This is a genomic window from Jannaschia sp. Os4 (genome assembly GCF_016820245.1).
In the GTDB taxonomy this organism is placed as follows: Bacteria; Pseudomonadota; Alphaproteobacteria; order Rhodobacterales; family Rhodobacteraceae; genus Jannaschia.
Genome location: NZ_JAFCAR010000004.1, coordinates 532,381 through 551,983, shown reverse-complemented (window position 1 = coordinate 551,983; position 19,603 = coordinate 532,381). Strand labels below are relative to the sequence as shown.

Annotated in this window: 22 protein-coding genes and 1 tRNA gene; 13 read left to right on the top strand and 10 right to left on the bottom strand. The window is 72.0% G+C overall.

All coding sequences use genetic code 11. The features are described 5' to 3' along the window. Positions 1 to 25: 25 nt before the first annotated feature. Both JQC91_RS11625 and JQC91_RS11620 read left to right on the top strand, forming a co-directional pair. Positions 26 to 925 (top strand): DMT family transporter, encoded by a 900-nt coding sequence (locus JQC91_RS11625; RefSeq protein WP_203286971.1) that lies wholly within the window; start codon positions 26 to 28, stop codon positions 923 to 925. Then, a complete protein-coding gene (locus JQC91_RS11620; RefSeq protein WP_203286970.1) occupies positions 922 to 1,551 on the top strand; it encodes a sulfotransferase family 2 domain-containing protein in 630 nt (209 codons plus the stop codon). Before JQC91_RS11625 ends, JQC91_RS11620 begins: the two co-directional genes overlap by 4 nt. On the opposite strand, the gene JQC91_RS11615 is transcribed toward JQC91_RS11620, so the two are convergent. From JQC91_RS11615 to JQC91_RS11580, 8 genes are all read right to left on the bottom strand, one after another. After that, on the bottom strand, positions 1,548 to 1,922 hold the full coding sequence (locus tag JQC91_RS11615; RefSeq protein WP_203286969.1) for a hypothetical protein: 375 nt from the start codon (positions 1,920 to 1,922) through the stop codon (positions 1,548 to 1,550). The genes JQC91_RS11620 and JQC91_RS11615 overlap by 4 nt on opposite strands. Before the next feature lie 127 nt (positions 1,923 to 2,049). Next, on the bottom strand, positions 2,050 to 4,248 hold the full coding sequence (locus JQC91_RS11610) for a 3-hydroxyacyl-CoA dehydrogenase NAD-binding domain-containing protein (RefSeq protein ID WP_203286968.1): 2,199 nt from the start codon (positions 4,246 to 4,248) through the stop codon (positions 2,050 to 2,052). Between the two features lie 19 nt (positions 4,249 to 4,267). After that, a complete protein-coding gene (locus JQC91_RS11605) occupies positions 4,268 to 4,699 on the bottom strand; it encodes a hypothetical protein (protein ID WP_203286967.1) in 432 nt (143 codons plus the stop codon). Further along, complete coding sequence (locus JQC91_RS11600; protein WP_203286966.1) at positions 4,699 to 5,910, bottom strand: acetyl-CoA C-acetyltransferase; 1,212 nt, start codon at positions 5,908 to 5,910, stop codon at positions 4,699 to 4,701. The genes JQC91_RS11605 and JQC91_RS11600 overlap by 1 nt, the downstream gene beginning before the upstream one ends. A gap of 10 nt (positions 5,911 to 5,920) precedes the next feature. Continuing rightward, positions 5,921 to 6,553, bottom strand: a complete 633-nt coding sequence (locus tag JQC91_RS11595) for a glutathione S-transferase (RefSeq protein ID WP_203286965.1) — start codon at positions 6,551 to 6,553, stop codon at positions 5,921 to 5,923. Between the two features lie 186 nt (positions 6,554 to 6,739). Further along, positions 6,740 to 8,515 carry an acyl-CoA dehydrogenase C-terminal domain-containing protein gene (locus JQC91_RS11590; RefSeq protein WP_203286964.1) on the bottom strand — a complete coding sequence of 592 codons (1,776 nt, stop codon included), beginning with the start codon at positions 8,513 to 8,515 and terminating at the stop codon, positions 6,740 to 6,742. Between the two features lie 50 nt (positions 8,516 to 8,565). Then, positions 8,566 to 8,967 carry a MerR family DNA-binding transcriptional regulator gene (locus JQC91_RS11585; RefSeq protein ID WP_203286963.1) on the bottom strand — a complete coding sequence of 134 codons (402 nt, stop codon included), beginning with the start codon at positions 8,965 to 8,967 and terminating at the stop codon, positions 8,566 to 8,568. Positions 8,968 to 9,132: 165 nt separating this feature from the next. Next, the gene (locus JQC91_RS11580) at positions 9,133 to 9,501 is read right to left on the bottom strand and encodes a MerR family DNA-binding transcriptional regulator (protein WP_203286962.1); all 369 of its coding nucleotides are present in this window, start codon (positions 9,499 to 9,501) and stop codon (positions 9,133 to 9,135) included. Positions 9,502 to 9,641: 140 nt separating this feature from the next. On the opposite strand from JQC91_RS11580, the gene JQC91_RS11575 reads away from it, so the two are divergent. The 3 genes from JQC91_RS11575 to JQC91_RS11565 are packed head-to-tail and all read left to right on the top strand — an operon-like array spanning position 9,642 to position 11,904. Beyond that, a complete protein-coding gene (locus JQC91_RS11575; RefSeq protein WP_203286961.1) occupies positions 9,642 to 10,076 on the top strand; it encodes a PaaI family thioesterase in 435 nt (144 codons plus the stop codon). Next, entirely contained in the window at positions 10,073 to 10,591 is a 519-nt protein-coding gene (locus JQC91_RS11570) for a PaaI family thioesterase (protein WP_203286960.1), read from the top strand. The genes JQC91_RS11575 and JQC91_RS11570 overlap by 4 nt, the downstream gene beginning before the upstream one ends. Continuing rightward, entirely contained in the window at positions 10,588 to 11,904 is a 1,317-nt protein-coding gene (locus tag JQC91_RS11565; RefSeq protein WP_203286959.1) for an MATE family efflux transporter, read from the top strand. Before JQC91_RS11570 ends, JQC91_RS11565 begins: the two co-directional genes overlap by 4 nt. On the opposite strand, the gene JQC91_RS11560 is transcribed toward JQC91_RS11565, so the two are convergent. Continuing rightward, on the bottom strand, positions 11,885 to 12,814 hold the full coding sequence (locus tag JQC91_RS11560; RefSeq protein ID WP_203286958.1) for a phosphoadenosine phosphosulfate reductase: 930 nt from the start codon (positions 12,812 to 12,814) through the stop codon (positions 11,885 to 11,887). The genes JQC91_RS11565 and JQC91_RS11560 overlap by 20 nt on opposite strands. Positions 12,815 to 13,055: 241 nt before the next feature. Here JQC91_RS11560 and hisD point away from each other — a divergent pair, with 241 nt between their 5' ends. The 8 genes from hisD to JQC91_RS11520 all read left to right on the top strand — a co-directional run bounded on the left by hisD (position 13,056) and on the right by JQC91_RS11520 (position 18,579). Then, positions 13,056 to 14,357 carry a histidinol dehydrogenase gene (gene hisD / locus JQC91_RS11555; RefSeq protein WP_203286957.1) on the top strand — a complete coding sequence of 434 codons (1,302 nt, stop codon included), beginning with the start codon at positions 13,056 to 13,058 and terminating at the stop codon, positions 14,355 to 14,357. Between the two features lie 363 nt (positions 14,358 to 14,720). Beyond that, complete coding sequence (locus tag JQC91_RS11550; RefSeq protein ID WP_203286956.1) at positions 14,721 to 15,188, top strand: UPF0262 family protein; 468 nt, start codon at positions 14,721 to 14,723, stop codon at positions 15,186 to 15,188. An 82-nt stretch (positions 15,189 to 15,270) separates the two neighbouring features. Then, entirely contained in the window at positions 15,271 to 15,711 is a 441-nt protein-coding gene (locus tag JQC91_RS11545; protein WP_203286955.1) for a low molecular weight phosphatase family protein, read from the top strand. A gap of 87 nt (positions 15,712 to 15,798) precedes the next feature. Next, positions 15,799 to 16,017 (top strand): translation initiation factor IF-1, encoded by a 219-nt coding sequence (infA, locus tag JQC91_RS11540; RefSeq protein WP_203286954.1) that lies wholly within the window; start codon positions 15,799 to 15,801, stop codon positions 16,015 to 16,017. Positions 16,018 to 16,222: 205 nt separating this feature from the next. Then, entirely contained in the window at positions 16,223 to 16,807 is a 585-nt protein-coding gene (locus tag JQC91_RS11535) for a nucleoside triphosphate pyrophosphatase (RefSeq protein WP_203286953.1), read from the top strand. 313 nt (positions 16,808 to 17,120) lie between these two features. After that, positions 17,121 to 18,131 (top strand): ribonuclease E/G, encoded by a 1,011-nt coding sequence (locus JQC91_RS11530; RefSeq protein WP_203286952.1) that lies wholly within the window; start codon positions 17,121 to 17,123, stop codon positions 18,129 to 18,131. Then, positions 18,128 to 18,322, top strand: coding sequence for a DNA gyrase inhibitor YacG (yacG, locus tag JQC91_RS11525; RefSeq protein WP_203286951.1), 195 nt, complete (start codon positions 18,128 to 18,130; stop codon positions 18,320 to 18,322). Before JQC91_RS11530 ends, yacG begins: the two co-directional genes overlap by 4 nt. A 182-nt stretch (positions 18,323 to 18,504) precedes the next feature. After that, positions 18,505 to 18,579 (top strand) — tRNA-Phe (locus tag JQC91_RS11520). Positions 18,580 to 18,598: 19 nt separating this feature from the next. On the opposite strand, the gene JQC91_RS11515 is transcribed toward JQC91_RS11520, so the two are convergent. Then, positions 18,599 to 19,519: a 3-keto-5-aminohexanoate cleavage protein gene (locus tag JQC91_RS11515; RefSeq protein ID WP_203286950.1), complete on the bottom strand. Its 921-nt coding sequence runs from the start codon at positions 19,517 to 19,519 to the stop codon at positions 18,599 to 18,601. Between the last annotated feature and the right edge of the window lie 84 nt (positions 19,520 to 19,603).

Sequence of the window (19,603 nt, the reverse complement as noted above, 5' to 3'; positions counted from 1 at the left end):
CGCGCGCGGGAAGGGAGGGGAAGGGATGGAACGCACCGACAATGGGCGCGACCGGACCTTGGCCGCCGCGGGCTGCATCCTGACGGCGATGGCGGTGATCGGGTTCATCGACCAGTACGTAGGCCGCCTCGCCGAGACGTCTTCGGTCTGGTCCTTCGTCCTCGTGCGCACGGCGATAATCTTCGCGCTGGCCCTCGGCTTCGCAATCCTCGCCCGGCGCCCCCTCCGCGTCCGCCGGTGGCGCGGCGTCCTCGCGCGCGCGGCGGTGATGGGCGCGGCGCTCGTGATCTACTTCGGCGCGCTGGGCTTCCTCTCGGTGGCGGAGGCGGCGGCGGGCCTGTTCACCGCGCCGATCTGGGTGCTGCTGCTGTCGGTCGCGTGGGGCCTGCGCGTCGGCCCGGTCCGCATGGTGGCCGTGGCCTTGGGTTTCGCCGGCGTCCTGCTCGTCCTCGCGCCCGATCCCGCGACGACCTCCGCGTGGCTGATCCTCCCGGTGCTGGCCGGCGCGCTCTACGGCCTCGGCGCGCTCGCCACGCGGGAATGGTGCGAGGGGGAGGGGGCGCTGGAACTCTCGCTCGCCAACTTCGGGGCGCAGGCCGTCTGGTCCGCCCTCGCCGTCGCGGTCATCGCCGTCGTCGGGGCGGGGGACACCTTCGTCACGCGCGGCTGGGTCTGGCCCGACGGCCCGACCCTCGCCATCTGCGCGATGCAGGCCGCGGGCAGCCTCGTCGCGGTGACGTTGCTGACCAAGGGCTACCAACTGACCCAAGCCTCGCTGGCGAGCGTGTTCGAATACTCCGTCCTCGGCTTCTCGGCGCTCTTCGGCTGGATCGTCGCCGGCCAGGCGACCGGCCCGTGGGGCCTGCTCGGCCTCGGGCTCATCGCGCTGGCGGGCAGCCTGATCGCGCTCCGCGCACGCGCATGATCCTTTCCCCCGAGCGCGGCTTCGCCTTCCACCACGCGCCCAAGACCGGCGGCACGGCGCTCGCGCTCGCGCTGGAGGCCGACGCGCGCCCGGGCGACCTGATGGTGGGCGACACGCCGGGGGCGAAGGCGATGCGGCGCCGGATCCGGGGGCTGCGCGCGGCGGGGCGGGTGTGGAAGCACGCCACCCACCGCGATGCGCGGGGCCTCCTCGCCGACGACGTGATGGCCCGCCTCGTCCCCGTCACCCTCGTCCGCAACCCGTGGGACAGGGTGGTCAGCTTCTGGGCATGGGGCCGGGCGCAGGCCTTCGACCACCCGATGATCGCGGTCGCGAAGGCCAAGGACTTCCCCGACTTCGCCCGAGACCCCCTCGTGACGCGGAGCCTCGCCGCGCAGCCCTACGCGGCGCTGGTGGCCGGGGGGCGGCGGCCCCTCTTCCTGCGCCTCGAGGAGCCCGCGGACCTGCGGCTGCTGCGCCCCTTCGCGGGACGGGTGGAGATGCCGCGCGCGAACGTCAGCGCGCGGGAGAGGGACTGGCGCGGCTACTACGACGCGCGCGCCCGCGACGCCGTGGCGGCGGCCTGCGCCGACGACATCGCCCGCTTCGGCTACGCCTTCGACTAGCGCCGCCCGTCGCGGCCTTTCACGGTCCAGACGCTCTCGGAGCCCGCGCCCCGGCGGGCCTGCACGACCAGCTGGTCGCCCTTGATCCAGAGGTGCTGGCAGTCGGCCCCCGTGTCGATCCCGTCGAGCCGGATGCGGCGGCAGAGCGAGTCTTCCACCCAGACCCAGCCGCCCGAGACGGCCATCGCGTCGCGCGTCCCGCCGATCCCGCCGTTGCCCGCGAACAGCAGCGTCCCGCCGAACTCGTCCACCAAGGTGCGGTTGGCGACATGCTCGCGGAACGACCGCTCGGAGGCGATGCGCGTGAAGTCGAGGGCCAAGGCCTGCGACGTCCACAGCACGGCGAGGGAGGCGAGGATGAGGGCGCGCATCGGGAATCTCCGTGTCGAGTTCGGAGACAATCCAGCCCACGAGCGGGGCATCGATGCGAAGGGGAGGGGGCGGCGGCGGGACGGTTTCCCGCCGCCGCCGCCCCTCATGTGTCACCCGGAAGGCGCGTCAGGCCGCGACCGCGCCGCGGCCGGTCCCGCCGTAGAAGGACGCGTCGTCCCGCGCCATCGCGGTGATCGTCTCGGGCGTGGCGAAGCGCTCGCCATGCTTCGACGCCAGCTCGGCCGTCTTGTCCGCCGCCCACGCCGCGCCCACGATGTCGAGCCAGCCGAACGGACCGCCCGACCACGGCGCGAAGCCCCAGCCGAGGATCGCGCCCACGTCGCCCTCGCGGATGTCGAGCAGCACGTCCTCCTCCAAGGCGCGCACCGCCTCCAGCACCTGCGCGAACATCAGGCGGTTCTGCACCTCGTGGAGGTCGGGCTGGTCGTCGGCCGTCGGATACTTGTCCTTCAGGCCGACCCACAGGCCCTGTCGCTTGCCCGCCTCGTCGTAGTCGTACATGCCCGCGTTCGACTTGCGGCCCATGCGGCCTTGGTCGCCCATCCAAAACAGCACCTCGTCCACCGCTTCGTCCGGATAGGCGTCGCCCATCGCGGCCTTGGTCGCCTTGGCGATCTTGATGCCCAGATCGATGGACGTCTCGTCGACCAGCTGCAGCGGCCCCAGCGGGAAGCCCAGCAGCTTGGCCGCGTTCTCGATCAGCGCGGGCTCCACCCCCTCGGCGACCATGCGCAGTCCCTCGTTGATGTAGGGGATGATGCAGCGGTTGGCGTAGAAGAACCGCGCGTCGTTGACCACGATGGGCGTCTTGCGGATCTGGCGCACGAAATCGAGCGCCTTGGCCACCGCCACGTCGCCCGTCTCCCGGCCCTTGATGATCTCCACCAGCATCATCTTGTCGACGGGCGAGAAGAAGTGGATGCCGATGAACCGCTCCGGCCGCACGCTGGCCTTGGCCAGTTCCGTGATCGGCAGGGTCGAGGTGTTGGTCGCGAAGACGCAGTCCTCGCCCACGATGGCCTCCACGGCCTTCGTCATCTCGGCCTTCACGCCCACGTCCTCGAACACCGCCTCCACGATCAGGTCGCAGCCCTTCAGCACGTCGAGGTCCGTGGTCGCGGTGATCCGGCCCAGCACCTCGGCCTTCTTCTCCTCGGTGACCTTCTTGCGCTTCATCCCCTTGTCGAGGATGCCCTCGGCGTGGCCGCGGCCCTTGTCGGCGGCGGCCTGCTCCCGGTCGATCAGCACGACCTCTATCCCTGCGTTCGCGGCCACGTAGCCGATCCCCGCGCCCATCATGCCCGCGCCCAGCACGCCCAGCTTCTTGACCTTCTGGTCCGGCACGTCGGGCCGGTTCGCGCCCTTCTCAAGCGCCTCCTTGTTGATGAAGAGGCTGCGGATCATGGCCGACGACGACGGGTTCATCAGCACCGAGACGAACTTGCGCGCCTCGATCCGGATCGCCGTGTCGAAGGGCACCAGCGCCCCCTCGTAGGCCGCCGCCAGCAGCGCCTTGGCCGCCGGATAGACGCCCTTGGTCTTGCCGTTGATCATGGCCGAGGCGCCCACGTAGGTCATGAACCCCGCCGGGTGGTAGGGCGCGCCGCCGGGCATCTTGTAGCCTTTCTGGTCCCACGGCTTCACGATGTCGGCGTCCTTGGCCTGCAGCACCCAGTCCTTCGCCGCCTGCACCGGATCGTCCGCCACCTCGTCGATCAGCCCCGCCTGCTTTGCGCGGTCCGGCGACAGCATCTTGCCCTCCAGCAGGTAGGGCGCCGCCGCCATCGCGCCCATCTTCCGCACCAGACGGGTCGTCCCGCCGAGGCCCGGGAAGATGCCCACCATGATCTCCGGCAGGCCGATCTTGGCCTTGGGGTTGGGCGCCGCGAAGATGCGGTGCGTCACCAGCGGGATCTCCAGCCCGATGCCCAGCGCCGTGCCGGGCAGGGCGGCGGCGATCGGCTTGCCGCCCTTCAGCGTCTTGGGGTCCATGCCCGCGCGCTCGATCTTCCGCAGGATGCGGTGGCACTCCATGATGCCGTCGAAGAGGCCGCGCGCCGGGTCGTCGCCCGCGTCCTCCTTCATCCGCGCGATCACGTTCAGGTCCATCCCGCCCGCGAAGCTGTCCGGCTTGCCGCTCGTGATGACGATGCCCTTCACGGCGTCGTCCGCCAGCGCGTCGTCGATCAGCCCGTCCAGCACGGGCCACGCCTCCAGCGACATGACGTTCATCGACTTGTTCGGAACGTCCCACGTGATGACGGCGACGCCGTCGTCGCCGGTCTGCATGGTGAAGTCGGACATGCTGCCCTCCCCTGTATCTCTAGCGGTCGTCGGCCTTGCCGACGTTGATGCGGTTCTCGGTCATGCGGGCTTGGCTGATGATGGAGGTGCCGCGCCACGCGCCGTCCTCGCCCAGCTCCAGCGCGACCTCGGAGGTGAAGGACGGCACGACCCGGGTGCCCCCGGACAGCACGTGGACCTCGTGCACGCCGTCGATGGTGCGCCCGTCGTCCGACAGGCGCGCCTCGCGCGCGAGGCGTAGGTAGGCCGTGGCCCCCGCCTCGCGCATCACCGCGAGGTAGGTCTCCCCGTAGCGCCGCACGTCCGCGGGCGTCTCCGCGGCGACCACGTCGTCGTAGGCGCCCATCTCCGCGGGCAGCCGCATGGTCTCGGCCAAGCCGTCCCAGTCCCCGGACCACAACGCGGCCGAGGCCCGGTCCAGCCATTCCTGATAGATGTCGAGCGGCTCCATCAGACCCGCTCGATGATCGTGGCGGCGCCCATGCCGGACGCCACGCACAGCGTGGCCAGCCCGACCTCCTTGTCGGCCCGCTCCATCTCGTCGAGCAGGGTGCCGATGATGATCGCCCCCGACGCGCCCAGCGGGTGGCCCATCGCGATGGCCCCGCCGTTCACGTTCACCTTGCCGTGGTCGACGTCGAACGCCTGCATGAAGCGCAGCACCACCGAGGAGAACGCCTCGTTCACCTCGAACAGGTCGATGTCGCCGATGCCCATGCCGCTCTCGGTCAGGATCTTGTTGGTCGCCGGGACCGGGCCGATCAGCATGATGGTCGGGTCGTTGCCGATCTTGGCCGTGGCCCGGATGCGCGCGCGGGGCTTCAGCCCCCACTTCTCGCCGAACGCCTTCGAGCCCAGGAGCACGCCCGCCGCCCCGTCCACGATCCCCGACGAGTTGCCGGCGGTGTGGACGTGGTTCACCGCCTCGAGATGCGGATACTTCATCAGCGCGATCTGGTCGAAGCCGGGCATCGTCTCGCCCTGCTCCTTGAAGGCGGGCTTGAGGCCGCCCAGCGACTGCATGTCGGTGCCGGGACGGATGTATTCGTCATGGTCGAGGATCGGCAGCCCGTTGATGTCGCGCACCGTGAAGACCGAGCGGTCGAACCGCTTGTCCTCCCACGCCGCCGCCGCGCGCTTCTGGCTCTCGACGGCGTAGGCGTCCACGTCGTCGCGCGAGAAGCCGTACTCGGTGGCGATGATGTCCGCCGAGATGCCTTGCGGCACGAAGTAGGTCTCCATCGCGATCGACGGGTCCACCGCGATGGCCGCCCCGTCCGATCCCATCGGCACGCGGGACATGCACTCGACGCCGCCCGCGATGTAGCCGTCGCCCGCCCCGCCGCGGATCTGGTTGGCCGCGAGGTTCACGGCCTCCATCCCGCTCGCGCAGAAGCGGTTGATCGACAGCCCGGGGATCGACTCGTGCAGCTTGGAGGCCAGCACCGCCGTCCGCGCGAGGCAGCCGCCCTGCTCGGCCACCTGCGTGGCGTTGCCCCAGATCACGTCCTCGACGGCGTGGCCCTCCAGCCCGTTGCGCGTGGCCAGCTCGTCCAGCGTCACGGCCGACAGGCGGGCGGAGGTCACCTCGTGGAGCGAGCCGTCCTTGCGGCCCTTGCCCCGCGGCGTGCGGATGGCGTCGTAGATGTAGGCGTCTTGCATGGGGGCCTCCTCAGGCGCGGTCGGATGGACGACCGGGCATCAGGTCGTAGGGATGTTTCCAGCCGGGCAGGGACTCCACGTTCCCCAGCCAGCGGTCGATGTTGCCCCAGTCCGCCCGGGCGAAGCCGAACGGTTCGGGGTAGAAGAGATAGGCGCAGCAGGACACGTCCGCATTGGTCACGCCGCCGCCGACGATCCAGTCGCGCCCCTGCAGATGCGCGTCGAGCACCTCGTAGGTCGCCTTCAGGCGGCCCTGCATGAAGCCGATCACCGGCTGCGGGCGCTTCTCGGCGGGCAGGAAGTTCATCAGGAACCGCGTCATGCCCGCCTGCGACGACAGCTTGTGGTTGTCCCACAGCACCCAGCGCAGCACCTCGTAGCGGTCCTCCGGGGCCCCGCCCAGCTTGCCGGTCCGGTCCGTCACCCATTGCTGGATCGCGCCCGACTGCGACAGGCGGAAGTCGCCGTCCACCAGCACCGGCGCCTCCCCCATCGGGTTCACGTCCCGCCACTCCGGCGTCCGCGCCTGCCCGCCGAAGAAGTCGACGAAGACCGGCTCCCACGCGACGCCCGCCAGCTCCAGCGCCAGCGCCGCCTTGTAGCTGTTCCCGGACTCGCCGAAGCAGTGCAGCTTGACGGACATGACGGTCCTCCCCGTTGCCGACGGCCGGGGGCGCTGCCCCCGGACCCCCGGGATACTTGGACCAAGGAAGGAGGGGCGTTAACCTGCCGGCAACCACGCTGCCCCCCTTTCTTGGCCGAAATATCCCCGCCGGAGGCTCCCCCGGCCGGATGCGCGCGCCGCCGGGCCGGGCGGCGCGCGCAGGCGTCAGAACGCGGTCGCGTCCAGCCCCATGATGACCTCCGGGCCGGTCTGGATGCGGCCCAGATGCATCTTCGTCGCGGGCAACTGGCGCTGCATGTAGTAGCGCCCCGTCGCGATCTTGGCCTCGAGGAAGTCGCGGTCCGCGCCCTCCTCCTTCAGCCCGTCCATCGCCGCCTTGGCCATCTTGGACCACATGAGCCCGAGGCAGACATGCCCCATCATGTGCATGAAGTCGTAGGAGCCCGAGAGCGCGGCGTTGGGGTTCTTCATCCCCTCCTGCATGAAGTACATGCCCGCAGCCTGCAGGTCCTTGGACGCCTCCTTCAGCGGGCCGACGAACCCGGCCATCGCCTCGTCCTCGGCGTGCTCCTTGCAGAAGGACTTCACCATCTCGAAGAAAGCCATGACGTGCTTGCCGCCGTCCTGCGCGAGCTTGCGCCCCACGAGGTCCAGCGCCTGCACGCCGTTCGCGCCCTCGTAGATCATCGCGATCCGGGCGTCGCGCACGAACTGCGACATGCCCCATTCCTCGATGTAGCCGTGCCCGCCGTAGACCTGCTGGGCGTTCGAGGCCATCTCGTAGCCCTTGTCGGTCAGGAAGCCCTTGATGACCGGGGTCAGCAACGAGATCAGGCCGTCGGCATCCTTGTCCTCCGCGCGGTGCGCCCGGTCGATCATCGTCGCGCCCCAGAAGGTGAAGGCGCGCGCGCCCTCCACGAAGGACTTCTGGTCCATCAGGTTCCGGCGGATGTCCGGATGCACGATCAGCGGGTCGGCCGGCCCGTCGGGGTTCTTGACGCCCGTGACGTCGCGACCCTGCAGCCGGTCCAGCGCGTAGGCCAGCGCGTTCTGGTAGGCGACCTCGGCCTGGGCGTAGCCCTGCAGGCCCACGCCCAGCCGCGCCTCGTTCATCATGGTGAACATGGCGCGCATGCCCTTGTGCTCCTGCCCAAGCAGGTAGCCCGTCGCCTCGTCGTAGTTCATCACGCAGGTGGAGTTCCCGTGGATCCCCATCTTCTCCTCGATCTTGCCGACCGAGACGCCGTTGCGCGCGCCGACGTTGCCGTCGTCGTCCACGAGGAACTTCGGCACGATGAAGAGCGAGACGCCCTTGATGCCCTCCGGCCCGTCCTTGATCTTGGCCAGCACCAGATGGACCACGTTCTCGGACATGTCGTGGTCGCCCGCCGAGATGAAGATCTTCTGGCCCGTGATCTTGTAGCTGCCGTCCGGCTGCGGATCGGCCTTCGTGCGCATCATGCCGAGATCGGTGCCCGCGTGCGGCTCCGTCAGGTTCATGGTGCCCGTCCACTCGCAGGACACCATCTTGGGCAGCCACTTCTCCTTCTGGGCGTCCGTGCCGTGCACGTGGATCGCCGAGTAGGCGCCGTGGGTCAGGCCCTGATACATGTTGAAGGCCATGTTGGCCGCCGACATGATCTCGCCCACCGCCGTGCCCATGATGTAGGGCAGGCCTTGGCCGCCATAGGCCTCGTCCGCGTCCAGCGCGGTCCAGCCGCCCTCGCGCACCTGGTCGAACGCCTCCTTGAAGCCGGTGGGCGTGCGGACCACGCCGTTCTCCAGCGTGCAGCCCTCGCGGTCGCCCACCTCGTTGAGCGGGTGCAGCACCTCCGAGGCGAGCTGGCCCGCCGCCTCGAGGATCGCGCCGGTGAAGTCGCGGTCGAGGTCGGCGTAGCCGGGCACGTCCTGCTGGGCGATGCCGAGCGTGTCGTGCAGCACGAACTGCATGTCCTTGGTGGGGGCCGTGTAGGTCGTCATGGGGTGTTCTCCGTCGTCTGGTCTGGCGGGGAAGAAGGATGGGCGGGGGCTCAGCCGTTGGCGGCGCGGCCCTTCCGGGCGTCGGCGATCAGCTGCTCGCCCCAGCGCATGTGCTCCTCGAGGTCGGCGATCGCCTCGTTCAGCTCGTCGCGCTGGGCGACCATCTGCGCGAGGCGCTCGCGGCCGATCTCATAGGTCCGCTCCATCTGCGCGAGGTTGCCCTGCGCCGGCTCGTAGAGCTCGAGGAGCTGGCGGATGTCCTCCAGCGAGAAGCCGAAGCGCTTGCCGCGCAGGATCAGCTTGAGGCGGGCGCGGTCGCGGCGGTCGTACCACCGCTTCTGGCCGTCCCGCTCGGGGAAGATCAGCTCCTTGGCCTCGTAGAAGCGCAGCGTCCGGGGGGTGACCCCGTAGGCGTCGCACATCTCGCGGATGGTCATGTCGTCATCGGCCAAAGCGTCTCCTCCTCGTCACGCCCGCACCTTGGGGCCGAACGCCGGCCGGCCCCGTTTCGACGCATGGCTAGCACGGGTTGACGTTCACGTCACCTAAACGTCGCGTCATCGCGCGCGTTCGGCGGGAGGGGGCCGGGTCGCGCGCCCGGACGCCGGCGCGGGGGCTCAGTCGACCTGCGCCGCGACCTCGTCGCGCAGGCGCCGCAGCTCGGCGATCGCCGCGTCCAGCTCGTCGCGGCGGTGGTGGAGCTCGCCCAACTGGCGGTCGGCATACTCCACCCACGTCTTCATCTGCGTCTGGCCCGACGGGTCCGCGTCGTAGAGCTCCAGCCACTGCCGGATCTCCTCCAGCGAGAAGCCGAACTTGCGGCCCCGCATGATCAGCTTCATCCGCGCGATCTCGCGGGGGCCGTACCAGCGGGCGCGCCCGTCGCGCTCCGGCATCAGCAGCTCGATGTACTCGTAGTGGCGCAGGGTGCGTGGCGTTACCTCGAATCGCTCCACCATCTCCTTGAAGCTGAGCCGTTCGGCCATGCAGTCCTCCCGAGGGGTTAGGCGCGTCCGCCCCCGCGGCGCCCCGTCCCTTGCGTCACCCTAGCCGCGCCCGCCGCCCGCTGTCCACTTTGTCGCGGCCCGCCTTGCGGGCCGTCGCGCGTCCGGGGCAGGGAGGGCGCATGGACACCGACACCCGCCTGAGCGGCGCCCGCCAGTTCATCGAGGCGCTGCCCCACGCCCGCGCCCTCGGCCTCGCCGTCGAGGCGGTGGGCGACGGCTGGGCCACCCTCTCGATGCCGTGGGCCGAGCATCTCGTGGGCGACCCGCGCACCGGCGTCATCCACGGGGGCGCGGTCTCGACCCTCATGGACACCTGCGGCGGCGCCGCCGTGCTGACCCACCCGACCGGGGCGCTGGGCACGGCGACGATGGACCTGCGGATCGACTACATGCGCGCGGCCACGCCCGGGCAGGCGGTCACGGCGCGCGCCGACTGCCACCACGTCACCCGCGCGGTGGCCTTCGTCCGGGCCGAGGCGCGCGACGGCGAGGGCGTGGTCGCGGTGGCGAACGGCACGTTCACCCTCGAGCGGCCCAAGGGGGCCGTCCTGTGAGCCGCCCCCGTCCCGAGCCGGTCCAGGTCGTCAAGCGCCGCCGCGACGCCGCCCTGACCGCGCTCTTCGAGTCGGTCCCCTACGCCCGCTTCATGGGCATCTCCTTCGACCGCCGGGGCGACGAGCTGACGGGGATCATGGCCTACGCGGACCACCTCATCGGCAACCCCGCGCTGCCCGCGCTGCACGGCGGCGCCACGGCGGCCTTCCTCGAGGTGACGGCCATCGTGACCCTGTCGTGGGCCACGATCTGGGACGACCTCGAACGGGGCCGCCTGTCCGAGCCGCTCACCGCCGACACGCTGCCCCGCCTGCCCAAGACCATCGGCTTCACCGTCGACTACCTGCGCGCGGGCCTGCCCCGCGACGCCTATGCCCGCGCCCGCGTGAACCGCTCCGGCCGCCGCTACGCCTCCGTCCACGTCGAGGGCTGGCAGGACAACCGCGACCGCCTCTTTGCCCAAGCGACGGGCCACTTCCTCATGCCCGACCGCCCCGCAGCCGAGCGGTCGTGACGGGGATCACAAACCGCCGCGTCCTGCGCATCGCGGCCCCCATCGTCCTTTCCAACGCCACCATCCCGCTCCTCGGCCTCGTCGACGCGGGCACGGTCGGCCAGCTCGGCGAGGCGGCCCCCGTGGCGGCGGTCGGCGTGGGCGCCGCGATGCTGACGGCCGCCTACTGGCTCTTCGGCTTCCTGCGGATGGGCACCACGGGGCTGGCGGCGCAGGCGCTGGGGCAGGGGGACGGCCCCGAACTCGTGGCGCTGCTGACCCGCGCGCTGCTCATCGGCGGCGTGGCGGGACTGGCGATGATCGCGTTCCAAGGCCCCCTGATCGCCGCCGCCCTCGCGCTCACGCCCGACCTGCCCGAGACCAAGCGCCTCGCCGCGGACTACATGGCCATCCGCGTCTGGTCCGCCCCCGCGCTGATCGCGGGCTACGGCGTCACCGGCTGGCTCATCGCGCAGGAGCGGACGGGCCGCGTCCTGATCCTGCAACTCGCGATGAACGGCACCAACATCGTCCTGAACCTGTGGTTCGTGCTGGGCCTCGGCCTCGGCGTGCCCGGCGTGGCGTGGTCCACCTTCGCCGCCGAATGGCTGGGGCTGGGCCTCGGGCTCTGGCTCTGCCGCGACGCCTTCGCCACGCCCGCGTGGCGCGACCGCGCCCGCGTCCTGCACGCGCCGACGCTGCGCCGCATGGCGACGGTCAACGCCCACATCCTGATCCGCTCCGCCCTTCTCCTCGTGGCCTTCCGCGCCTTCCTCCTGACGGGGGGCCGCTTCGGCGAGGCGCAGCTCGCCGCCAACCACGTGCTGATGCTCTTCCTCGAGGTCATCGCCTACGTGCTTGACGGCTTCGCCTTCGCCGCCGAGGCGCTGGTGGGCCAAGCCGTCGGAGCCGCATCCCGCGACCGCCTCCGCCGCGCCGTGCGCCTGACGGGGCTCTGGGGCGCGGGCATGGTCGTCCTGCTCTCGGCGGCCTTCGCGGCGGGCGGCGGCCCCGCCATCGACCTCCTCGTCGCCGACCCCGGCACGCGGGCCGCGGCGAAGGCCCACCTCCCGTGGCTCGTCGCCGCCCCCGTCGTGGGCGTGGCCAGCTACATGCTCGACGGCATCTTCATCGGCGCGACCCGGACGAAGGACATGGCCGCGATGATGGGCGTCGCCTTCGCCATCTACCTCGCGGCGCTGGCGCTATTGGTGTCCGCCTTCGGCAACCACGGCCTCTGGGCCGCGCTGCTGGTGTTCCTCGCCGCGCGGGGCGCGACGCTCGCGTGGCGCTACCCGGCCTTGGAGCGGGACGTCACTCCCCGGCGATCCTGACCTGCTGCTTGCGCTCGGCCCGGGCCGCCTCGGCGACCTTCAGCGCCCGCTGCGCGGGCCGCGACTCCGCATCGCGTGCGAGCATCCAGCGGCAGGCCCGCGCCGTCAGGTCGGGCCGCTTCGCCGGGTCCAGCGCCCCGAGAAGCTTGGCGAGGTAGAGCGGCGACTCCCGCCGCGCGCGCCACAGCGCCCCGAAGGACGCCGCCCCGAGCGTGCCCTCCGCCGCCGCCACCGCCATCGGCGCGAAGAGGTCGAGGTCGCGGAGCAGCTCGTTCAGGTCCGCCCCCGCGTGCGGCGCGTGCAGGTGCGTGACGTGCGGCCCTTGGAACAGGCTCGCGTGGACCTCCGGGAACAGCGCGGTCGGGTCCGACAGCACGTAGGCCCGCGCCGCCGCGTCGACCATCGCGGGCGCGTAGGCGTAGCGCGCGCCCCAGTCCGCCGCCCGCTCGCGGCGGAACCGCCGCTCCCACGCCGTGCGCGACCGCTCCAGCGTGGCCACGGGATGCACGGCCAGCACCGTCGCCCCCGGCGCCGCCACCGAGTAGGCGCAGGCCGCGAAGCCCGCCTCCTCGTCGGCGCCCACGAAGAGCACCCGGTCGAACCCGTCGAAGAACCCCTCGTCGGTCAGGCCGTCGAAGTAGGCCGCCAGCGCGGCGCCGCGGAAGAAGCTCCGCGCGCGGTTCACGATCGACAGCGACGACCAGCCCTCGCGCTCCTCCATCCGGTGCGCCAGGGTCCGGCCCCCCGCCATCAGGTGCCGCCCCTCCTCGAAGCCCACGACCAGCGTGGAGCCGGCGGGCCGGAACACCGCGAGATGCTCGTCGTCCAGCACCCGGCGCAGGCCGTCCGGCCCCGGCGCGGGGATCGCGGCGAGCATGGGCTTGGGCCAAGGGGGCAGGTCGTCGATCATCCGCATCGTCCTCCGCGACAGGCGTTTACCATAAACCGGCCCGGACGGGCTCGCACGGAAATGCGTCGGAGTTGGGCCGTTCAGGCGACATCGCCGCCCCAATCCCCCGCGCGCCGTCCCGCCGTCGCCGCCCGCGAAACGATCCCGCCGCGCCCCCGCGCCGCACCGATTCGCGCCGGGGGCGCGTTGAGGCCGCCCGCCCCCCGCGCTACGAGGCCGCCGCACCGACCCGGAGGCCGCCATGCCCGTCCATCTCGACACGACCCAAGACGGGTTCGACGCCGCCTTCGCCGCGCTGCTCTCGGCCAAGCGCGAGGACGACGCCGACGTGGGCGACGCCGTGGCCGCCATCCTGCGCGACGTCCGCGCCCGCGGCGACGCCGCCGTGCTGGAGCTGACGGCGCGCTTCGACCGCCTCGACCTGACGCCCGAGACGATGCGCGTCTCCGAGGGCGAGATCGACGCCGCCACCGCCGCCGTCACCGCCCCCGAGCGCGCGGCGCTGGAGCTGGCCGCCGCCCGCATCCGCGCCTTCCACGAGGCCCAGGTGCCCGAGGACCGCATGTGGACCGACGACACCGGCGCCCGCCTCGGCTGGCGCTGGACGCCCGTGGACGCGGCGGGCCTCTACGTGCCCGGCGGCCTCGCCTCCTACCCGTCCTCCGTGCTGATGAACGCCATCCCCGCGCGGGTCGCGGGCGTCCGCCGCCTCGTGATGTGCGTCCCCACGCCCGACGGCGCCACGAACCCCCTCGTCCTCTGCGCCGCCCGCCTCGCCGGGGTAGACGAGGTCTACCGCGTGGGCGGCGCGCAGGCGATCGCCGCGATGGCCTACGGCACCGATACCATCGCCCCCGTCGACGTCGTCACCGGCCCCGGCAACGCCTACGTGGCCGCCGCCAAGAGGCAGGTCTACGGCCGCGTCGGCATCGACATGGTGGCGGGCCCCTCCGAGATCCTCGTCATCGCCGACCACACCGCCGACCCCGACTGGGTCGCCGTCGACCTGCTGAGCCAAGCCGAGCACGACCCCGTCGCCCAATCCATCCTCGTCACCCCCGACGCCGCCCTCGCCCGCGCCGTCTCCGACGCCGTCGACCGCCGCTTGCAGACCCTCGCTCGCGCCGACATCGCCGGCGCCGCATGGCGCGACTACGGCGCCACGGTCGTCGCCCGCGACTTGGAGGAGGCGGCCGCGCTGTCCGACCGCATCGCCCCCGAGCACCTCGAGCTCTGCGTCGAGGACCCCGACGCCCTGTCCGACCGCATCCGCCACGCGGGCGCGATCTTCCTCGGCCACTGGACGCCCGAGGCCATCGGCGACTATGTGGGCGGCCCCAACCACGTCCTCCCCACCGCCCGCTCCGCCCGCCACGCCAGCGGGCTGGGCACCCTCCACTTCCTCAAGCGCACCACCCTAGCCGCCATGACCCCCGAGAGCTTGCGCGCCATCGGCCCGGCGGCGGTGACGCTCGCCACGAGCGAGAGCTTGGAGGCGCATGGGCTGTCCGTGCAGGCGCGGTTGGACCGGCTGAACGGGTAGGGGACGGGACCGCCAGCGGACCCTTCCGTGACACCGGAGGGGGGATACCCCATCCCCGGAGCAGAGCGCCCGCGCGGGCCGCGAGCGCCAGCGAGCCGCGCATCGCCGGGCCGTCCCCACGGCACGGCGATTGGTCTGTCGTGTGCGCCCCGCGGGAGCGTCGTGCGGGGGTGCGGGATAAACCTCTCGGCGGACAGGTCGCATCGCCGCGCCACGGCCCCGCGACGCGCTCGGGCGGCGCATCGTCCATGCAAGGGGGGGGGGGCTTCGGGCCGTTGCTCCGAGACTTGCTCCGCGACCCCCCCCTTTTTGCGGACACCCGAACCCTTCCCAACGCCCGCGCCGCCCCCTACCACACCCCTCATGGACCGCATCGCCACCATCGAGATCGACGACTCGAACCTCCCCGTGCCCACGCCGGAGATCGAGCAGGAGCGGCGCGTGGCCATCTTCGACCTGCTGGAGGAGAACAGCTTCGCGCTCGACCGCGAGGCCGCGCCCGCCGGCCCCTACGACCTCCGCCTCGCCATCCGCGACGGGCGCCTCGCCTTCGAGATCACCGCGCCGGAGGGGCAGGCGGGCGAGATCGTCCTCGCGCTCGGCCCCTTCCGGCAGGTGGTCAAGGACTACTGGCAGATCTGCGAGAGCTACTTCGAGGCCGTCCGCCGCCTGCCGCCCTCCCAGATCGAGGCCATCGACATGGCCCGCCGCGGCATCCACGACGAGGGCGCGCGCATCCTCGCCGAGCGCCTCGAGGGCAAGGCCCGCATCGACAAGCCCACCGCCCGCCGCCTCTTCACCCTCGTCTGCGTGCTGCATTTCGGCGGATGAGGGTTTCTCCGAAACCCTCATCCGCCGCCCCGGCCCCCGAGCCGGGGCCCCGATGGGCCGGGGACGAGGCCTGGGCCGGGCGATGACCGACGCCCCCCAATCCGTCCTCTTCTGCTGCGACCACAACTCCGTCCGCTCGCCGATGGCCGAGGGGCTGATGAAGCAACTTCGCGGCCACGACATCTACGTCCAGTCGGCGGGGGTGAAGAACGACCTCGACATCGACGGCTTCGCCATCGCCGTCTGCGCCGAGAAGGGGGTGGAACTGTCGCGCCACCGCACCCGGTCCTTCGACGAGATGCGCGAATGGGGCGACGACCTCGAGGGCTTCGACCTGATAGTCGCCCTCTCCCCCGCCTCCCAGCGCCGCGCGCAGGAACTCGCGCGCCATGCCCATATCGACGTGGAGTACTGGCCCATCATGGATCCCACGGGCGTCGGCGACGGGCGCGAGGCCAAGCTCGCCATGTACCGCCAAGTGCGCGACCAGATCGCGGAACGGCTGCGGGAGCGGTTCGGCTGACGCCGCCCGCACGCCCTTGCCAAACCACCCAAACGTGACCATCTACCCGCATCCCCACGCAGGGGGCTCACACAAACTGGAGATCACATGGCCAAGGAAGAGTTGCTCGAATTCCCCGGCGTCGTGAAGGAACTCCTGCCCAACGCGACGTTCCGGGTCGAACTCGACAACGGCCATGAGATCATCGCGCACACGGCAGGCAAGATGCGGAAGAACCGCATCCGGGTCCTCGCGGGCGACAAGGTGCAGGTCGAGATGACGCCCTACGACCTGACCAAGGGGCGGATCAATTACAGGTTCAAGTGATCGCCGAAGGCGATCACTTGAACCTGTGATGGCGGGATGAGCGTCCTGCGAAGCAGGGCGCGGTCCCGCGCCCTTGCCGATCTGGGTGCCTCATGCCCCGCCTGATCCTCTCCTCCGATGACGCGTCCCGCAGGGACGCGGCAGGCGGGATGAGCGTGTCGCGCAGCGACGCGCGGTCCCGCGCCCTTGCCGATCTGGGTGCCCCATGCCCCGCCTGATCCTCGCCTCCGGCTCCCCCCGCCGCCTCGACCTCCTCGCCCAGATCGGGGTCGAGCCGTACGCCGTCCGCCCTCCCGACGTGGACGAGACGCCGCGCCCGGCCGAACTGCCCCGCCCCTATTGCGAGCGCATCACCGCCGCGAAGCTCGCCGCCGCCCAAGCCGACCCGGACGACGTCGTCCTCTGCGCCGACACCACCGTCGCCGTGGGCCGCCGCATCCTCGGCAAGCCCGAGGACGAGGCCGACGCGGCGCGGATGCTCGCGCTCCTGTCGGGCCGCCGCCACAAGGTGATCACCTGCGTCGCCGTCCGCCGGGGCGACCGGACCTGGTCCAAGACGTCCCAATCCTCCGTCAAGCTCAAGCGCCTCTCCGACGCGGAACGGGACGGCTACCTCGCCACCGGAGACTGGCAGGGCAAGGCGGGCGCCTACGCCATCCAAGGCCCGGCGGGCGCGCTCGTCGCGTGGATGGAGGGCAGCTTCTCCGGCGTCGTGGGCCTTCCGCTCCACGAGACCGCGAACCTGCTCCAAGCGGCGGGCATCGCGGTCTGGGCCGCGCCCCGAACCTGAGGCCACGCCCCGGACTTGATCCGGGGCCTCGCCCCACCCACCGAGACCCCTAATCGGATCCGGAGCGACGGCAGCGCATCGCGGGGCCGTGGCGCGGCGATCCGCCCCCTCCGCCATGCGCTTTATCCCTTACCCCCGCCCGACGCCTCCACGTCGTCCCAACGATCGACCAATCGCCGTGCTGGGGGACGGCCCGTCGGACCAGAGGTCCGCCTCCGGCGGAACGCGCGGGCCGCTGGCGCGGCCGTATCGCGCGGGCACACCGAACAATCGCAGGATGGGCCTCCCCCGCCCCATCCCCTACATCCCCCCCATGACCGCACCCACGTCCCAGATCGTCCTCGGCCATCACGACGGCCGCCCCGCCGCCGCCAAGCTGGTCGGAGGCCGCCTCGACGACCTCCTCATCGACGGCGCGGATGCCGACCTCGGCCCCGGCGCCATCCTGCGCGGCGTGGTCGACCGCGCCCCCAAGGGCCTCGGCGGCGTGTTCGTCCGCCTTCCCGGCACCACCGGCTTCCTGCGCGGCACCCGCGGCCGCAAGCCCGGCGAGACCCTCACCGTGCAGGTCACCGGCTGGCCCGAGCCGGGCAAGGCCGTCCCCCTGACCGACCGCATCGCCATCCGCTCCCGCCACGTGCTCGTTACCCCCGGCGCGCCCGGCCTCAACGTCGCCCGCTCCATCCGCGACGAGGAGGTGCGCGCCGACCTCCTCGCCACGATCCACGATGCGATCCCCGAGCCGGGCGACACCGGCGCCATCCTCCGCACCGCCTCCGCCGAGGCGGACCCGGCGGACGTCATGGACGACATCGAACTGACGTGGCGCACCGCGCAGGCGATCATGCAGGACGACGCGCGCGACCCCACCCTCCTCCTCGCCGCCCCCGACGCGCACGAGGCGGCGTGGCGCGACTGGGCCGACGTCGCGGACGTCTCCGAGGACTGGGACCGCGCCGCAGACCTGCTCGACGCGCTCCGCTCGGCGGAAGTGCAGGTCCGCGACGCCACCTACCACGTCGAGCCGACCCGCGCCCTCGTCGCCGTCGACGTCAACGCGCCCGGCGGCGGCGCGTCGGGCCTCAAGGCCAACCTCGCCTGCGCGCGCGACCTGATGCGCCAACTCCGCTTGCGGGGCCTTGGCGGGCAGGTCGTGATCGACTGCGCCCCCGTGCCCAAGGGCGAGCGCCGCCAGATCGAGACCGCCTTCAAGGTCGCCGCCCGCGCCTGCCCGGTGGACACCAACGTGATCGGATGGACCCCGCTCGGCCATCTGGAGTTGACCCGCAAGCGCGAGCGTCGGCCCATCTCGGAGGTCCTATGAGCTGCCCCATCTGCGACCGCGAGACGGTCGCCAAGTATCGCCCCTTCTGCTCGGCCCGCTGCGCCGACGTGGACCTCGGCAAGTGGGTGACCGGCGCCTACGCCATACCCTCGTCCGACCCCGCCGACGCCGAGGAGGCCGCCGACGAGATCGAGCGCCGCTCGGCGCTCGAGGATCCGCCGAAGCACTGACCGGCCATGCCGCAGCGCGGCGAAGGGGGCCGCGTGGAGCCGCCGGATCTTCGCACAATCCGTGAAGAAGGGCCTCCGGGCTCCGTACGAAACGTGAAGGCCGCCGCCGTCCCCAAGGGGTCTGGACACCCCGGACGGCCCGCTCTATCCCGCGCCCACCCGACGGATCATCCGTCCCCGGCGCCCGGGTAGCTCAGGGGTAGAGCAGCGGATTGAAAATCCGCGTGTCGGTGGTTCGATTCCGCCCCCGGGCACCACGCATCCCCTTGATGCCGCTCAGAAGTTCACCGCATCCGCGCCCTTGAGGCCCAGCATCTCCCGCGCCTCGTCCGGCGTCGCGAGCCGCATCCCCATCGCCTCCACCATCGCGCGGGCCTGCTCCACCTGCACCGCGGACGAGGTCGCCATCTCGCCCGGCCCGGCCCACAGGGAATCCTCCAGCCCCACGCGGACATTCCCCTGCGATGCCAACGACATGGCCGCCACCCGCATCTGCGCCGCCCCCGCGCCCAGCGCGCTGAACACGTGGTCCCCGCCGAACAGCCGCTCCGCCGTCCGCCGCATGTGGCCGAAGTCGTCCGGATGCGTCCCGATCCCGCCCAGCAGGCCGAGGACCGCCTGCACGAACAAGGGCTTGGCGACGAGGCCCCGGTCCGCGAAGTGGCGCAGGTTGTAGAGATGCGCGGTGTCGTAGCACTCGAACTCGAACCGCGTGCCATTGGCCGAGCAGGTTTCGAGGACGTGCTCTATGTCCTTGAACGTGTTGCGGAACACGAGGTCACGGCTGCCCTCCAGATGGTCCCGCTCCCACCCCTCGGGGTCGAAGCGGTCCAGCATCGGGTAGAGGCCGAAGTTCATCGACCCCATGTTCAGCGACGCCAGTTCCGGCGCCCACCGCGCCGCCGGCCCGACCCGCTCCTCGACGGACATGAAGGGCGAGCCGCCCGTCGTGACGTTCACCACAGCCCCCGTCGCCTTGAGCCCCGGCAGGATCGGCGCGAAGGCCTCCGCCGACTGGTCGGGCCGCCCGTCTAGGCCGCGCGCGTGGACGTGCAGGATGGCCGCCCCCGCCGCCGCCGCGCGCTCGCCCTCGGCGACGATCTCCCCCGGGGAGACGGGGAGGTGCGGCGACATCGACGGCGTGTGGATCGCGCCGGTCAGCGCGGCCGTGACGATGACGGGGCGGCGGCGGGCCATGACCCTACGCCACCCGCCGCAGGGGCGCCGGACCGCCTAGGCCGCCGAGGGCGTGGAGGTCCGTCGGCGGGAGCGCGGGGTCGG

Coding starts and splice junctions, on each gene's coding strand:
- JQC91_RS11625 (WP_203286971.1), top strand. CDS start 26: ATGGAACGCACCGACAATGGGCGCGACCGGACCTTGGCCGCCGCGGGC.
- JQC91_RS11620 (WP_203286970.1), top strand. CDS start 922: ATGATCCTTTCCCCCGAGCGCGGCTTCGCCTTCCACCACGCGCCCAAG.
- JQC91_RS11615 (WP_203286969.1), bottom strand. CDS start 1,922: ATGCGCGCCCTCATCCTCGCCTCCCTCGCCGTGCTGTGGACGTCGCAG.
- JQC91_RS11610 (WP_203286968.1), bottom strand. CDS start 4,248: ATGTCCGACTTCACCATGCAGACCGGCGACGACGGCGTCGCCGTCATC.
- JQC91_RS11605 (WP_203286967.1), bottom strand. CDS start 4,699: ATGGAGCCGCTCGACATCTATCAGGAATGGCTGGACCGGGCCTCGGCC.
- JQC91_RS11600 (WP_203286966.1), bottom strand. CDS start 5,910: ATGCAAGACGCCTACATCTACGACGCCATCCGCACGCCGCGGGGCAAG.
- JQC91_RS11595 (WP_203286965.1), bottom strand. CDS start 6,553: ATGTCCGTCAAGCTGCACTGCTTCGGCGAGTCCGGGAACAGCTACAAG.
- JQC91_RS11590 (WP_203286964.1), bottom strand. CDS start 8,515: ATGACGACCTACACGGCCCCCACCAAGGACATGCAGTTCGTGCTGCAC.
- JQC91_RS11580 (WP_203286962.1), bottom strand. CDS start 9,501: ATGGCCGAACGGCTCAGCTTCAAGGAGATGGTGGAGCGATTCGAGGTA.
- JQC91_RS11575 (WP_203286961.1), top strand. CDS start 9,642: ATGGACACCGACACCCGCCTGAGCGGCGCCCGCCAGTTCATCGAGGCG.
- JQC91_RS11560 (WP_203286958.1), bottom strand. CDS start 12,814: ATGATCGACGACCTGCCCCCTTGGCCCAAGCCCATGCTCGCCGCGATC.
- hisD (WP_203286957.1), top strand. CDS start 13,056: ATGCCCGTCCATCTCGACACGACCCAAGACGGGTTCGACGCCGCCTTC.
- JQC91_RS11550 (WP_203286956.1), top strand. CDS start 14,721: ATGGACCGCATCGCCACCATCGAGATCGACGACTCGAACCTCCCCGTG.
- JQC91_RS11545 (WP_203286955.1), top strand. CDS start 15,271: ATGACCGACGCCCCCCAATCCGTCCTCTTCTGCTGCGACCACAACTCC.
- infA (WP_203286954.1), top strand. CDS start 15,799: ATGGCCAAGGAAGAGTTGCTCGAATTCCCCGGCGTCGTGAAGGAACTC.
- JQC91_RS11535 (WP_203286953.1), top strand. CDS start 16,223: ATGCCCCGCCTGATCCTCGCCTCCGGCTCCCCCCGCCGCCTCGACCTC.
- JQC91_RS11530 (WP_203286952.1), top strand. CDS start 17,121: ATGACCGCACCCACGTCCCAGATCGTCCTCGGCCATCACGACGGCCGC.
- yacG (WP_203286951.1), top strand. CDS start 18,128: ATGAGCTGCCCCATCTGCGACCGCGAGACGGTCGCCAAGTATCGCCCC.
- JQC91_RS11515 (WP_203286950.1), bottom strand. CDS start 19,519: ATGGCCCGCCGCCGCCCCGTCATCGTCACGGCCGCGCTGACCGGCGCG.